At 42.8% G+C, this 13,752-nt stretch carries 14 protein-coding genes and 1 pseudogene; 10 read left to right on the top strand and 5 right to left on the bottom strand.

Features of this window, described 5'->3' with window-relative positions:
- Positions 1-9 precede the first annotated feature (9 nt).
- Both G3W54_RS16885 and G3W54_RS16880 read right to left on the bottom strand, forming a co-directional pair.
- Positions 10-990 (bottom strand): adenosine deaminase, encoded by a 981-nt coding sequence (locus tag G3W54_RS16885; RefSeq protein ID WP_162654874.1) that lies wholly within the window; start codon positions 988-990, stop codon positions 10-12.
- Entirely contained in the window at positions 987-2,168 is a 1,182-nt protein-coding gene (locus G3W54_RS16880; RefSeq protein ID WP_162654489.1) for a phosphopentomutase, read from the bottom strand. Before G3W54_RS16880 ends, G3W54_RS16885 begins: the two co-directional genes overlap by 4 nt.
- Positions 2,169-2,293: 125 nt before the next feature.
- On the opposite strand from G3W54_RS16880, the gene G3W54_RS16875 reads away from it, so the two are divergent.
- Positions 2,294-3,259, top strand: coding sequence for a PhnD/SsuA/transferrin family substrate-binding protein (locus tag G3W54_RS16875; RefSeq protein ID WP_210253524.1), 966 nt, complete (start codon positions 2,294-2,296; stop codon positions 3,257-3,259).
- Between the two features lie 2 nt (positions 3,260-3,261).
- Here G3W54_RS16875 and G3W54_RS16870 read toward each other — a convergent pair whose 3' ends face one another.
- From G3W54_RS16870 to G3W54_RS16860, 3 genes are all read right to left on the bottom strand, one after another.
- A complete protein-coding gene (locus tag G3W54_RS16870) occupies positions 3,262-3,891 on the bottom strand; it encodes a TadE/TadG family type IV pilus assembly protein (RefSeq protein ID WP_162654487.1) in 630 nt (209 codons plus the stop codon).
- A complete protein-coding gene (locus G3W54_RS16865) occupies positions 3,888-4,481 on the bottom strand; it encodes a TadE/TadG family type IV pilus assembly protein (RefSeq protein ID WP_162654486.1) in 594 nt (197 codons plus the stop codon). Before G3W54_RS16865 ends, G3W54_RS16870 begins: the two co-directional genes overlap by 4 nt.
- A 149-nt stretch (positions 4,482-4,630) precedes the next feature.
- On the bottom strand, positions 4,631-5,017 hold the full coding sequence (locus tag G3W54_RS16860) for a pilus assembly protein N-terminal domain-containing protein (protein ID WP_162654485.1): 387 nt from the start codon (positions 5,015-5,017) through the stop codon (positions 4,631-4,633).
- Between the two features lie 306 nt (positions 5,018-5,323).
- Between G3W54_RS16860 and G3W54_RS16855 the strand changes: the two genes are divergently transcribed.
- The 9 genes and pseudogenes from G3W54_RS16855 to G3W54_RS16815 form a co-directional block, all read left to right on the top strand.
- Positions 5,324-5,497 carry a Flp family type IVb pilin gene (locus tag G3W54_RS16855; RefSeq protein WP_162654484.1) on the top strand — a complete coding sequence of 58 codons (174 nt, stop codon included), beginning with the start codon at positions 5,324-5,326 and terminating at the stop codon, positions 5,495-5,497.
- Between the two features lie 129 nt (positions 5,498-5,626).
- Positions 5,627-6,133 (top strand): prepilin peptidase, encoded by a 507-nt coding sequence (locus tag G3W54_RS16850; RefSeq protein ID WP_162654483.1) that lies wholly within the window; start codon positions 5,627-5,629, stop codon positions 6,131-6,133.
- 223 nt (positions 6,134-6,356) lie between these two features.
- Positions 6,357-7,169, top strand: a complete 813-nt coding sequence (gene cpaB, locus G3W54_RS16845) for a Flp pilus assembly protein CpaB (protein WP_162654482.1) — start codon at positions 6,357-6,359, stop codon at positions 7,167-7,169.
- Between the two features lie 34 nt (positions 7,170-7,203).
- Complete coding sequence (locus G3W54_RS16840) at positions 7,204-8,760, top strand: type II and III secretion system protein family protein (RefSeq protein WP_162654481.1); 1,557 nt, start codon at positions 7,204-7,206, stop codon at positions 8,758-8,760.
- Between the two features lie 9 nt (positions 8,761-8,769).
- The gene (locus tag G3W54_RS16835; RefSeq protein ID WP_162654480.1) at positions 8,770-9,468 is read left to right on the top strand and encodes a CpaD family pilus assembly protein; all 699 of its coding nucleotides are present in this window, start codon (positions 8,770-8,772) and stop codon (positions 9,466-9,468) included.
- Between the two features lie 36 nt (positions 9,469-9,504).
- Complete coding sequence (locus tag G3W54_RS16830) at positions 9,505-10,791, top strand: CpaE family protein (protein WP_162654479.1); 1,287 nt, start codon at positions 9,505-9,507, stop codon at positions 10,789-10,791.
- Between the two features lie 33 nt (positions 10,792-10,824).
- On the top strand, positions 10,825-12,282 hold the full coding sequence (locus G3W54_RS16825; RefSeq protein ID WP_162654478.1) for a CpaF family protein: 1,458 nt from the start codon (positions 10,825-10,827) through the stop codon (positions 12,280-12,282).
- A 46-nt stretch (positions 12,283-12,328) separates the two neighbouring features.
- Positions 12,329-13,342, top strand: a complete 1,014-nt coding sequence (locus G3W54_RS16820; protein ID WP_162654477.1) for a type II secretion system F family protein — start codon at positions 12,329-12,331, stop codon at positions 13,340-13,342.
- Positions 13,343-13,359: 17 nt separating this feature from the next.
- Positions 13,360-13,752 (top strand): annotated as a pseudogene (locus G3W54_RS16815) (type II secretion system F family protein); the annotation flags it as partial.

Here is a 13,752-nt window from a genome sequence, read left to right as displayed (position 1 = left end):
TTTTCTCTACTAAGTGTTGAAGCCAAGTTGAGCAAGTAATTTGTCTTTGATCTTATCCTCTACAAACGCCGCGTGAATGGCGTTTTCTGTAAAGCCTGTCATCTCGGTGTCGGTAAAGCCGAATGTTGAAGCTATATTCTCATAATCTTTAGAAAGCGATGTTTCAAAATATGGCGGATCATCAGAACTAATTGTGACGATCGCGCCGGCGTCTTTTAGCTTCTTGAACGGGTGAGCAGCCAGACTTGGAAATACTGAGAGCGAGATGTTTGAGCCAGGGCAGGTTTCTAGCACAATCTGTTTGTCTGCTATTTCCTTCACCAGATCCATATCTTCGATTGCACGTACACCGTGCCCAATTCGAGTTGGTTTGATATGCGTTACTGCATCTCGTACACTATGCGCACCATCAAGCTCTCCAGCGTGGATGGTTATGCCAAGATCAGCATCGCGCGCGATATCAAAAGCGCGAGCAAAATCCTTGACCTTGCCAAAGCGCTCATCACCTGCCATGCCAAACCCTGTGATCAGTTCATGTGGTCTAGATGCTGCAAGGGTTGCAGCTTTTTCAACATTTTCTGCCCCTAGGTGCCTCACGCCAATAATGATCATCCGGCAGATAATTCCAGTGTTTGCTTCAGCACGCCTAATACCTTCAGCCAACCCACTTATATAGGCTTTTGGTGGCAGGCCTGCTGCCATTGCGTGGTCTGGCGAGATGAAAATTTCACTATAGATCGCACCTGTTTGTGCAATGCTGTTCAGATATGTCTCGGCAAGTTGTGCATAATCTTCTTCTTCTCGAAAAAGGTTGGCAACTGTGTCATATGCTTTGAGAAAACTCGTAAAATCGTGCCATTTATAATGATCACCATCTAATATATCGGAAATATCGGTTTGATATTTTATGGCTTGTTGAATAGCCAACTCTGGAAGTACAGCACCTTCTATGTGGCAATGAAGCTCGGCTTTTGGTACGTGTTTCATTATAAAAAACTCACTCCATATACCGTCGGTTCAAGTGATAAATGTTCAGCCGCACTTGCGCCAATATCTGCAAAACTAGTCCGAATACCAATGTTTTTAGACTTTATGTTGGGACCAAATCCTAATACAGGGACACGTTCCCGTGTGTGATCGGTGCCTTGCCACGTTGGATCACAACCATGATCGGCAGTAATGATAACAAGATCGTCAGCGCGCAATTGTTTTTGGATTTCAGGAAGTCTTTTATCAAATGCTTCAAGCGCTTTGCCGTAACCTTCAACATCACGACGATGCCCAAAAACCATATCGAAATCCACGAAGTTGGTCATGGTTAGGTTGCCTTCTTCAGCCTTTGCCACAATCTCAAGTGTTTTATCAAACAAAGCCATGTTGCCGTCAGCTTTATGAGTTTGCGTGACACCTTGGTGTGCGTAGATATCTGAAATTTTACCTATGCTGATCACACTTCTGCCGGCATTCTTAGCAATATCTAGCAGAGTAGGAGATGGTGGCAACACGGAAAAATCGCGGCGATTGCCTGTTCGCTCAAAATTCTGTGGTGAATCTCCGGTAAATGGACGTGCGATAACACGCCCAATATTTAAAGGGTCAAGCTCAATCCGCACAAACTCACAAAGGCCATAGAGCTTTTCGAGACCAAATATGTCTTCATGCGCAGCAATCTGAAATACGGAATCCGATGATGTATAACAAATTGGTTGCCCGGTTTTTATATGTTCTACACCGCAACGTTGAATAATGTCAGTGCCGGATGCATGGCAATTCGCAAGGACATCAGGTACGGATAGAAATTCGCATATAGCTTGCGTCAAGTTGTCTGGAAAACATGGAACTTCTTTTGGGAAGTAACCCCAGTCAAAATCAACGGGCTGTCCTGCTATTTCCCAATGGCCAGATGGCGTATCTTTTCCATTTGAAAGTTCGGATGCTGCACCATAAATTCCGCTGGGACTGCTGGCAGGTTTCATGCCTATTGGTATCTTCCCGGTTGCTAGTTGAGCAACATTTGCAAGTCCAAGTTTTTCCAAATTTGGTAGAGAGATCTGATAGTTGTTGGCGATATGTCCAAGAGTATTTGCACCCAAGTCGCCAAATTTTTTGGCATCAGGCGCTCCGCCTATACCAAAAGAATCCAAAATTAAAATAAAAACACGCGACAATGATCAATCCAACATATTTGAATGCATTCCCCAGATGTAATTGATGATTTTGGGGAGGAGGAAGTCATGTTTACCATATATTAAGCATTTTTCCACGCCTCGAGTAATAAATGTTAGAAAGGTGTATGTTTAAGTTAAAGCGTATTCATATTTTCCCGATGTGCATGCTATTTGTGTTTGCTCTCATCGTTGGGCTTTCAATAACCAAGCACGCACACGCGTCCTGGAAAAATGAGTTGAAGATCTTGCGAATCGGTGTTTTACACAATCACCCAATCGCTGAAAATGAGAAATCAATTGCTGAATTTTCAAATTTCTATACCAGTCAACTGGGCCTTGAAGTAGAGGTTATACGGTTTAAATCTTTGGGTTCGCTTATGGATGCTCATGGAAGTGCCCGTGTCCAATATGCAATCCATTCGGCACGCTCATATGCAACAATGGATGAAATTTGCAGTTGTCTTCATGCAATTGCGCGTCCTGTTTCTGATAAGGGTTCGAATGGTTTTAGATCAGTTCTCGTAATACGTGATGAGAAAAAAACGGATTATGCGAACGGGAAGAAACTTCGCATAGGTTTTTCACGTAAGAATTCTATGTCTGGTTGGGTTATCCCTAGTAGAGCTATTGAAAATGGGGATATTGCCGAAAGTAACTTTTTAGAACTAGGCAGTGTTGAAGACGTCGTTAGCGCCTATGAAAGTGGTAATATTGACGGTTATTTTGGATGGGTTCCGACGTCAAAACTTGACAAAGCTGTTTCTTCTGAGAAGGTGTTTGGTGAAATTTACAATTCTCGCTTGCAAGCTACTGATGCGTCGATGGTCGTATGGTGGTCTAATATTATTCATCACGGTCCGCATGTTGTGCACCGATCGCTTCCCGATGAGTTAACGGATGAACTAACGGATTTACTGTTGAACGTGAACAGCAGATCACCTGAGGTTTTGGATATAATAGAGCCGTATTTCTCCGGAGGCTTTGAGCGGGCAAACCCGGGTGATTACAATGCCATATCGACGGCACTGAACCTAAGTTCAATCAGCGTGCCAGCAATCATTGATGGAAAGTTACGCTCAACGTTGCGATAACCTTAGCAGTTACTGCACGCAATTACTTTCGCTTCACGTTGATGAAGATAGTACTCTTTCGTTAACGTGATTGCTTTGTCATTCCAATCAAGTCCAGCTTTTTTGGGTGCTAGCAAAAGTAAATTATAATCAAGATCAACAGTTGTCTTTAGCAAAAAAGTGTCCGGTATTTCATAGGCCTTTGGAATAACAATTTCTTCTCCTACGGGAAACGGAGCTGAGCTTGTGCCATTCCACGACCATGAAATCGTTGGCTTTCCAGCAGAATCTACGTTTATTCCAATGACCTGCATTCCCAATGTTGAGGCATCATAGGGTGCCACAATACTCTGTGCGACGCCCACCATTTCTTCTAAACCAGCTTTGTTTACAGTTTCACCTTGCGAAAGTATGTCCGTCGTAATTGCGGAAGCTTTTGACACTTTTTTATCGATCGTCATTGCAACCGATAGTTCAACAGCGCCCACATAAAGCGCGAGTAGAACGGGTACCAAAAGTGCAAATTCGACTGCACCAATTCCGTCTTCATTTCTGATTAACCGTTTTGCAAGTTTCTGGATTTTGTTCTTCCAGTTTGAGGTTTTTTGTTCTTCAAAAAGATCTTTGTGGTCTGAAGGGAGAGCTTTCATCATGGATACTCCTCATTCTTGAAGGCGGTTGTCGCGACCATGAGAAAGTAGGATGTTGAACCATCTTCTGGTCTCACATTTGTAATATATGGGCGAATTAGATCCAGCATAATTTCCCATTTGTAGTAAACACGAAGAACGTTGATCGAGCCTGCACCGCCAGGATTATAGCTAAAACCTGTTGTATCTAACTGAGAAAACTTAGCGTTGCTAACAGTCGGTATGTCAGTATCAATTGATGCAAAACCAGTAACTGTTTTCAGGTCGATTAAAAGTTTTTCATCGCCTGATGGCAATTGATCACAGGATAGCATGATACTGATTTCATTACAGAATAACTCTCTGAACTGGATTTCAGTCTTATCTGTCGCAGGTTTGCCTGCATTAAACGTAATCTCACCAGTTCGCAGTTTGCGAGACACAGTATCAACTGCATTTTGCAACAATTGATTTCCTGCGAACGCAAGCAATGTTTCAACTGTTGCAAATATGATCATGAAGAATGGAATAGCAAGTATACCAAATTCGATAGCGGTGCTTCCGCTTTCAGATTTGCGAATTTTTCGGAGACTTAAAATTCTCTTTGAGAACATTTTCAACGCCACACTTGTTACTCCAATAACACATACTATCCACACTCTAAATAGAATGTGTTGATCAAAGGTAACCTGAAATATTTAAATTTTTATTGTTAGCTGTTTGGTTGAATTCGGACTGAGTATTCAATTTTATTGAAGCAGACCTATTTACTCGCATCGCCCTGTTTTTCACAAATAGGTGAGCAAGTTAAAACAGAACGTTCAACCTGTCTGAACACACGTACACTGTTTTCTTCATCAACAGAAACAACAATACGTTTATCAATGATGGCATCTCCGTCCTTGTCCAGAATCACGAGATTCGTCGTACCATAAGATTTTGCGGTCAATATAACTGTGGTTGGATCACTCACGGTAACATCAGCTACTTCCGAGTTTCCTACAATAACACTTGATACAGGCGCATCGAATTTCAGTATTCGGGCATGATTCATGAAGACACTAATTATATCGTTGGCTTGCACATTTATAGTCATTGAGGTGAGAACAAGTGCGCTCAATACAATTTTGGCTGCTGAAAAAGATCTCATCTAAATATGTCCGCGAATGAATGCAATTTTTTAAACAAGATCGCTTTTAATGGTGAATGAAGAGTTAAATATAAGGAATTTCATAAAGAAAACTACAGTTTTCCGTCTTTTAGTATCCATTCCTAGTTTTGTAGCTGCTAAATTTTTGGGGGTAATTCTTGTAAAATATGCCATCTTTTTCCATTTAGTTATTCTTAACCATATTTTTTAATCGGATGGAAAACCTTGCTTGCTAGTTTGTCGCTAACCGACTGGTGGAAAACTAGCGGGTGCTGAAAAACCATATATGGAACTTAGGAGTTTTAAATGACTAACCTTATTAAACGTTTTAAAAACGACGAATCTGGTGCGACTGCGATCGAATACGGTCTAATTGCAGGTTTGATTGCTGTTGCAATTATTACTGGCGCAACTAGCCTCGGTAATGCTTTGGATAATACATTTACCAAACTTTCTACAGAAGTTGACAAAGCTAAATAAGAAGCGCCACTACTAGTTAAGTATTTAAGAAGCCACCGCAAGGTGGCTTTTTTATAATGTTACCTACTAGCAAGTTTTCAAAATATTAATTCTTCTGGCTTAGGGTATTTTGATCAGTTGGAGAAAACAATGTTAGAAGCAGCTATTTTGGTTGTATTTCCTCTTTGCATGGCCATGGCTGCAATGACGGACGTATTGTCTATGACAATTCCCAATCGCGTAAGTCTGTTATTAGCTGCCAGTTACTTTATACTTGCGCCAGTTGCTGGTTTAGATTTTGTGACAATCGGTTGGAGTGTTATTGCTGCATTTTGCGTCTTTGCTGTCTGCTTCGCTCTTTTTGCCCTGAATGTTATGGGCGGGGGAGATGCTAAGATTCTAACCGCAAGTGCTCTTTGGTTTGGTTTTGGGTTTGATCTTGTAGAATATCTTACGCTTGTCGGGTATTTGGGTGGTGTATTAACGATAATTATTCTTATTCTTAGAACCCAAGTGATGTTGTATATAGTCAATGCTCTGCCTATCCCATTGCATTTAACTGACTCAAAAGCTGGTGTTCCATATGGCGTGGCGATCAGCGCTGCGGCACTTTTGAACTTTCCAGAGACGAAGATTTTTATTCTTGCTCTTGGATAGTTGAATTTCGAACATAGGACTCTCAATTCAAAATTAATGTGAAGTTTGCTCTCAGAAGCAAAATTGTAAATGTTGCTTGCAAGTTTATTCCATATTCGAGTGAATTTCGGATAAATGGCGAATTAGCTAGTTATTAACCATATGCAAGAAGCATTTGTTAACCATAAATATACCTTTCCAGTGCAATTGTTCTTAAGGGCGAAAATGCTTTTAAGGATTCGTGATGAAAAAAACGAGGGTTATGATAATAGCAGTTGCGGCATTAGCTGCAGGTGTTGCCGCATGGTTAGCCATGGGATTATCTGGAAATCCCCAAACCGTTGTAACTGAAATTCAAAACACGGTTATTGAGCGTATTCCTACCACTCGTGTTATGGTCGCGAAGGAAAGTATTGCAGTTGGTGCACGACTAAATCCAGAGCTTATTGAATGGAAAAATTGGCCCGAAGATTCTCTCGTTGAAGGTTATATCACTGAAGATGCTCGTCCTGAAGCGGTACAGGAGATGGCTGGCGTTATCGTAAGATTGCCTATCTTTAAAGGTGAGCCAATTCGACCTGAAAAAATTGTTGATTCATCTTCTCGCATTATGTCTTCGCTACTTCCCGCAGGTAAGCGTGCTGTAGCGACATCAATCAGCGTAGCGACAGGAGCCGGTGGTTTTATCCTCCCTAATGATCGTGTGGATGTCATTATGGTTCGAAGAGCAACTCAAGGTGACGGATTTCATACGGAAAATATCTTGGAGAATGTTCGTGTTCTGGCCATTGATCAGCGCATTGAGGAAGATGCAGAAGGGAACCGAACCGCTGTTGGAACAACTGCAACACTGGAGCTAACTCCGGAACAAGGGCAGATCATGGCTGTTGGCCAGCAAATCGCAGACCGCATCACACTTGCGCTTCGCTCTGTTGCAGACGTTGCGGAGAAAGATACGGTCGGCGCGTCACATCTAGTTACAACGGGTTCTGGTGCTGATGATGTAAAAATTATTCGAAGCGGCAAAGTTAGCCAAGCTGATTTAGTCAAAGAATAAGTGGAGATAACTATTGTTAAATTCTAGGAACAAAATGACTAAGGTTTGGGGACAAGTATCTCTCATTTCAAAACTTGCTTTGGCAGGTTCATTTTTGCTTATCTCAAGTGTTTTTCATGTTCAGCCAGCTTATGCGGCCAATAATGCTATCGTTAAGATTCGCAATATCGGACCCGGTATATCCAAGGCAATTAAGCTTGGCCTGAATAAAGCTGTTGTCATAGACCTTCCCAAGAATGCACATGACATTCTTGTTGCTGACCCAGAACTTGCAGATGCAGTTACACGTTCGTCACGACGTATATATTTGTTCGGTAAAACAGTTGGCCAAACAAACATCTTCATTTTTGGCAAAAATGGAGAAGAGATTATTAATCTGAATGTTAACATCGAGCGTGATGTTAGCGGATTAAGTTCACACTTGAAGAGATTTATTCCAGGCTCTGAAATTATTGTCGAGATTATTTCGGATAATATTGTTCTTACCGGGAATGTTAGAACACCTCAGGACGCTCAACGCGCTGTTCGGCTGGCTGAAATCTTTGTAAAAGGTGGGGAAGCGACAACGCGCTTGACAACTGCTACTGCTGAAGGCGGTGATGTTGATATTTCTGCTGAAGCACGTCAATCTTCCCAGATTGTTAACTTGTTGAATATCGACGGTGAAGATCAGGTAACGCTTAAAGTTACAATCGCGGAAGTAAGTAGAACTGTTCTCAAACAACTTGGTGTAAATGCAGTCGGTAGCGTAAGTGGCGCCAATTCTGCCGGGAGTTTCGGAGTAACAAACTTAGCTAATCTAGGAAAAGAACTTGCAACCGGGAATTTTGTCAGGGCAGGTGGAAGAGTTGGTAGCGGAGCAATTTCTGGATATCTCAGCGCCATGGAACAAGCCGGTGTTATGCGTACGTTGGCAGAGCCGAGTTTAACTGCAATTTCTGGTGAGCCGGCTTCCTTTTTTGTCGGTGGTGACTTTAACTTGGTAAGCGGATATTCCTCTGGTGAAACACTGATTGACCGAAATGGGAATGCCTATCAGCAATCCGGTACCTACTCAAGCGAGAAAGTTGAATACGGTATTCGACTAAACTTCACGCCTGTTGTGCTCGCACCCGGACGCATAAGCCTCAAAGTTCGTACTGAAGTATCCGAACCGACGTTTGAAGGCTCAACTTCTCTTAGCCAAGGGACTAATGGTTTAGGACCAACCTTCCTGTCAATACGAAAAAGGGAAGCGGAAACATCTGTTGAGTTGCCGTCTGGTGGTTCACTTGTGATCGCTGGTTTGGTTAAGGACAATATTCGTCAAGCAATGTCTGGCTTTCCTGGCGTATCCAAGATCCCAGTGCTTGGTTCATTATTTCGTTCAAAGGATTTTGTGCGAAACGAGAATGAGCTTGTTATTATAGCAACACCTTATCTAGTCAAACCTGTTGCTCGACAAAATCTTGCACGCCCAGATGATAATTTTAACGCTGCCGGTGACTATGCAAGTTTTTTCCTCGGACGAGTTAATAAGATCTACGGTAAATCGAAATCCAAGCGTCCAGCTGGCCAGTATCATGGCGCTGTTGGCTTCATTTACAAATAAGGCGCATTTATGATGATAAAGATAGGTCAAAAGCAAGGGCATTCATCAAATTTCAAGTTGAGTTCGCTAACTTTGAAATTAATGGCGGTTGTAACCGTTGCGGCACTTGCCGGTTGTGCAAATCAAGACAAAGGTTTGACGGTTGGTTCGGTGTCCGATGATTATCGTGCCCGCCATCCAATCATGATAACTGACAAGGATATGATTCTTGATTTGCCTGTAGGAAATTTCCCAACGCGCATGACACATCAGGCAAAAGACACAATATCTGGGTTTGCGCGCGATTATATGAAATCAAGTGCAGGTCAAATTTTAGTATTGCAGCCAATGGGTGCTTCGAACAGTCATAAAGCAGGACAATATGCTAATTTGGTTGCAAACGCTTTGGCAAGTTCTGGCGTGCCGCGCCATCAGATCGCAGTGTCATCTTATGAAACTGAGACCGAAGGTGGAGCTGCGCCTGTCAAGGTGGTTTATACAGCTTTAGCCGCTTCGACTGGACCATGTGGTGTTTGGAATGAAGATATGTTGGCAAACACACACACAAATACCAATTATGAAAACTTTGGTTGTGCCACGCAAAACAATCTAGCTGCACAGATAGCCAATCCTTTAGATCTGGTTGCACCGCGCAGTATGTCACAGATTGACGCCACGCGCCGAGCCAATGCAATTAAATCTTATCAAGACAATGGCGCAGGACTTTAAGTGTTGCATTTGTATGGCCGAATTTGAGGACCAATTATGAGTATAGATTACGCACAGCCCGAGCGGGATGATATTGAGCCAGAAGCAGATGCTGTTGTAAGTGGTCACGAAGATGTATCGTCACTTCGTCCTCTACCGCGCATATCTGTTCATGCATTTTGCGAAACGCCAAGCCTGCTTGAGCTTATGGAAAATTGTGCAGAAGATCGGCGTTTACTAAACGTGAATATGAGAATTAATCAGGGGAGTATATTAGCAGCTGCAAGTATGTTCGAAACTTCGCCGACACCAAACTTATTGGTCATCGAAAGCAGTTTAGATAGATCTGGCCTGATGGATGAGTTGCAAAAACTGGCATCCGTGTGTGATCGCGATACGCATGTCGTTGTTATTGGGAATAATAATGATATCGGACTGTACCGTGAATTGATGCGCAATGGTATTGCCGAATATATGGTTAAGCCTGTATCGATGGCAGATGTAATTGATACAATGGCATCAATTTTTGTCGATCCTGAAGCTGAGCCAGTTGGTAAAACCGTCGCATTTTTTGGTGCAAAAGGGGGCGTAGGCGCTTCCACATTAGCTCATAATTGTGGTTGGGGAATTTCAAACCTGTTCTCAAGTGGAGTAATTTTAGCTGACCTTGATTTGGCATATGGAACCGCAAATCTGAATTTCGACTGTGATCCGTTGCAAGGTATGGCCGAAGCTCTGTTTTCTCAAACTCGTATTGATGATGTTTACATGGATAGGTTGCTCGAAAAATGTTCAGAGCATATGTCATTATTGGCAGCTCCTTCTATGATGGATAAGACATTTGACATTGATGAAGATGCATTTTTGCCAGTTATTGAGATATTGCAAAGATCTGCTCCAATCACAATTTTTGATGTCCCACATGTGTGGAATGCATGGACACATAAACTGCTTGCGGCTGTTGACACAGTTGTGGTTTGCGCGACACCCGATTTAGCAAACTTGCGCAATGCCAAGAATATTTTTGATGTTCTTGGCAAAGCACGTCCGAATGACCCGATACCACATTTGATTCTCAATCAGGTGGGTATGCCTAAGCGACCAGAAATTAGTGTTTCTGATTTTTGTGATCCATTTGATGTTGATCCTCTCGCTGTTGTTCCGTTTGATGCAGCTCTGTTTGGGAACGCCGCAAATAGTGGCAGGATGATTTCTGAAATGGAACCTAAATCTCCAACAGCAGAGACAATTTCTCAGATTTCACACATATTGACAGGTCGAACAGAAGTGAAGAAGCAAAAAACTAGTCCATTAGCAGGTTTGTTATCGAAATTGGGTAAGTAGATAGAGTTCAAGGAAGCAGTTTGAGGCCGAAATATGTTTGGTAAACGCAGTACAAGCGGAAATGGCGGAAAGTTCGGAGGTAACTCTACCGATGTACTGGAACGTGCGTCTAGCGCTCCGGTGTCAAAGGTAACTGAGCCAGTACCAGTTCAGGTTGAGACTCCAATAAAAGCACCGCCAGCACAGGCTCCCAGCATTGCGCCCGAGCGTGATGAAAATTACTATGATACCAAGGCACAAGTCTTTTCAGCCCTCATTGATACGATTGATTTATCTCAACTTTCGAAGCTGGATACCGAAAGTGCGCGTGAAGAAATTCGCGACATCGTCAATGATATCATTGCAATCAAAAATTTTGCATTGTCGATCGCTGAGCAAGAGGAATTGCTTGATGATATCTGTAATGATGTTTTAGGTTATGGACCACTGGAGCCATTGCTTGCTCGTGATGATATTGCCGATATTATGGTGAATGGAGCAGGTCGAACATATATCGAGGTAAATGGTAAGGTTGAGGAATCTTCTATTCGTTTCCGCGATAACGGGCAGTTATTATCTATTTGTCAGAGAATTGTGAGCCAAGTTGGTCGCCGGGTTGATGAATCAAGCCCAATTTGTGATGCGCGATTACCTGACGGTTCTCGTGTAAACGTAATTGCACCTCCATTAGCTATCGATGGCGCAGCGCTGACAATTCGGAAATTTAAAAAAGACAAACTCACACTCGAACAACTCGTTAATTTTGGAGCTATTACGCCAGAAGGTGCAACATTGTTGCAAATTATAGGGCGAGTACGATGTAACGTTGTTATTTCCGGCGGAACGGGTTCTGGTAAAACAACTCTCTTGAACTGTTTGACGGCCTATATTGATAGAGATGAGCGTATTATCACATGTGAAGATACCGCCGAGCTACAGTTGCAACAACCACATACAGTGAGGTTGGAAACAAGACCTCCAAATATCGAGGGCGAGGGCGAGATCACCATGCGTGATTTGATCAAAAACTGTCTTCGCATGCGCCCTGAACGGATTATTGTTGGTGAGGTTCGCGGACCAGAAGTTTTTGATCTGTTTCAGGCAATGAATACCGGTCACGATGGCTCGATGGGTACAATTCACTCCAACTCGCCGCGAGAATGTTTGAGCCGCATGGAATCCATGATTGCAATGGGTGGATACACATTACCAGCCAAAACCGTTCGAGAAATTATTGCAGGTTCCGTTGATATTATCATTCAGGCGGCACGTCTTCGTGATGGATCGCGCCGAATTACGCACATTACCGAGGTGGTCGGCATGGAAGGTGATGTTATCGTTACTCAAGATCTTATGAAATATGAGATCGACGGGGAAGACGCCAATGGGCGTCTGATCGGTGTGCATCGGTCAACCGGAATCGGTAAGCCACAATTCTGGGATCGGGCCCGCATGTATAGCGAAGAGCAACGTCTAGCTGCAGCGCTTGATGGGATGGAGGCCATGAGGTGATGAACTCCATTCTGATCGGCCACAAGTTTCAAGGGGTTGTAGAATAATGTTTGGACTTGATATTAAACTTGTCATGTTGGTAGCATTAGTTGCCGTTGCGGTTGGCGCAGCTATTTATGCGTTTTTTTTCAATACCATAGATGCTCAACGTCATGCCGACACGCGTATTTCTCGAATGTCTTCTGGCTCAAACTCAAATAATTATGCTCAGAAAAAAGCTGCAAATGATCGTATTGCTGAAATGAGCAAGCGTAAGAAATCGGTGCAGGAATCATTAAAGGAATTAGAAGATAAGCAGAATTCCAAGAAGAAAAAAACTGCATCTCTAAAGGATAAGTTAGCACAAGCTGGCCTTACAGTAAGCATTGAGAAGTTTTATGTACTTAGTTTAGCTCTCGGCCTTTTTTGTGGCGTAGTTACATACTTTCTAAGTCAAAACCCACTCGTATCAATGGGGGTTTTATTCGTATCTGCAGCCGGAGTTCCGCTTTGGATCGTTTCTTTTTTGCGAAAGCGAAGATTTAAAGCATTTTTGGAAGAACTACCGAATTCGCTAGATGTAATGGTCCGGTCCATCAAGTCCGGTCTTCCTCTCAATGACGCAATCAGATTGATTTCCTCTGAGGCCGCTGAGCCTGTGAAATCTGAGTTTTTAAAGATTGTTGAAGCGCAACAGGTTGGGATGAGTGTTCCAGAAGCCTGCAGTAGAATGTATGAACGCATTCCGGTGCCAGAGGTGAATTTTTTTGCTGTTGTTATTAATATTCAAGCACAGGCCGGTGGTAACCTATCTGAGGCTCTTGACAATTTATCGAGCGTTCTGCGTGCACGAAAAACGATGAAAGCTAAAGTAAAAGCGATGTCGATGGAGGCAAAAGCATCCGCGGTTATTATCGGTGCTCTGCCATTTATTGTTGGTTTTCTGGTTTTTCTTTCTTCACGTGATTACATTATGATTTTGTTTACTGACCAACGCGGACACCTAATTATGGGTGTGTCGTTGGTTTGGATGACAATCGGCGTGTTGGTTATGCGCAAGATGATTGATTTTGAAGTTTAGGTTTTGAAAGTAACAAAATGATTGCAACTCTTACCGACCCTCAATTCCTGATTCCGCTGCTTGTCGCGGTCGCAGTTTTTGCGACCTGTGTGACTTTGGCAATGCCGTTTCTTGAAAAAAGCGATACCGCCGCACGTATGAAATCTGTCGCATTGGAGCGAGATGAGATCCGTGCGCGCGAGCGTGCACGCATGCAATCAGAAAATGCTGCAAAGAATCAGAAGGTGGCGTTACGGAAAGAAAATAATAAGTCGGCTGGACGTCTTGTTGATCAATTAAATTTGCGTAAAGCTCTCGCAGATGAAAATACCACTAGAAAATTGCATTCAGCGGGATACAGAACCCAAAATGCTCTAAATCTTTTTCTTGCAGCTCGTGTTATTTTTCCGATTGTGTTCTTAATTCTAAGC

This window comes from Lentilitoribacter sp. Alg239-R112 (assembly GCF_900537175.1).
In the GTDB taxonomy this organism is placed as follows: domain Bacteria; phylum Pseudomonadota; class Alphaproteobacteria; order Rhizobiales; family Rhizobiaceae; genus Lentilitoribacter.
The sequence above is the reverse complement of the archived record's forward strand: the minus strand, read 5'-3'. Positions and strand labels throughout refer to the sequence as shown.

Coding starts and splice junctions, on each gene's coding strand:
- G3W54_RS16875 (WP_210253524.1), top strand. CDS start 2,294: ATGTTTAAGTTAAAGCGTATTCATATTTTCCCGATGTGCATGCTATTT.
- G3W54_RS16835 (WP_162654480.1), top strand. CDS start 8,770: ATGATGATAAAGATAGGTCAAAAGCAAGGGCATTCATCAAATTTCAAG.
- G3W54_RS16870 (WP_162654487.1), bottom strand. CDS start 3,891: ATGATGAAAGCTCTCCCTTCAGACCACAAAGATCTTTTTGAAGAACAA.
- cpaB (WP_162654482.1), top strand. CDS start 6,357: ATGAAAAAAACGAGGGTTATGATAATAGCAGTTGCGGCATTAGCTGCA.
- G3W54_RS16855 (WP_162654484.1), top strand. CDS start 5,324: ATGACTAACCTTATTAAACGTTTTAAAAACGACGAATCTGGTGCGACT.
- G3W54_RS16820 (WP_162654477.1), top strand. CDS start 12,329: ATGTTTGGACTTGATATTAAACTTGTCATGTTGGTAGCATTAGTTGCC.
- G3W54_RS16865 (WP_162654486.1), bottom strand. CDS start 4,481: ATGTTCTCAAAGAGAATTTTAAGTCTCCGAAAAATTCGCAAATCTGAA.
- G3W54_RS16850 (WP_162654483.1), top strand. CDS start 5,627: ATGTTAGAAGCAGCTATTTTGGTTGTATTTCCTCTTTGCATGGCCATG.
- G3W54_RS16825 (WP_162654478.1), top strand. CDS start 10,825: ATGTTTGGTAAACGCAGTACAAGCGGAAATGGCGGAAAGTTCGGAGGT.
- G3W54_RS16830 (WP_162654479.1), top strand. CDS start 9,505: ATGAGTATAGATTACGCACAGCCCGAGCGGGATGATATTGAGCCAGAA.
- G3W54_RS16860 (WP_162654485.1), bottom strand. CDS start 5,017: ATGAGATCTTTTTCAGCAGCCAAAATTGTATTGAGCGCACTTGTTCTC.
- G3W54_RS16840 (WP_162654481.1), top strand. CDS start 7,204: ATGACTAAGGTTTGGGGACAAGTATCTCTCATTTCAAAACTTGCTTTG.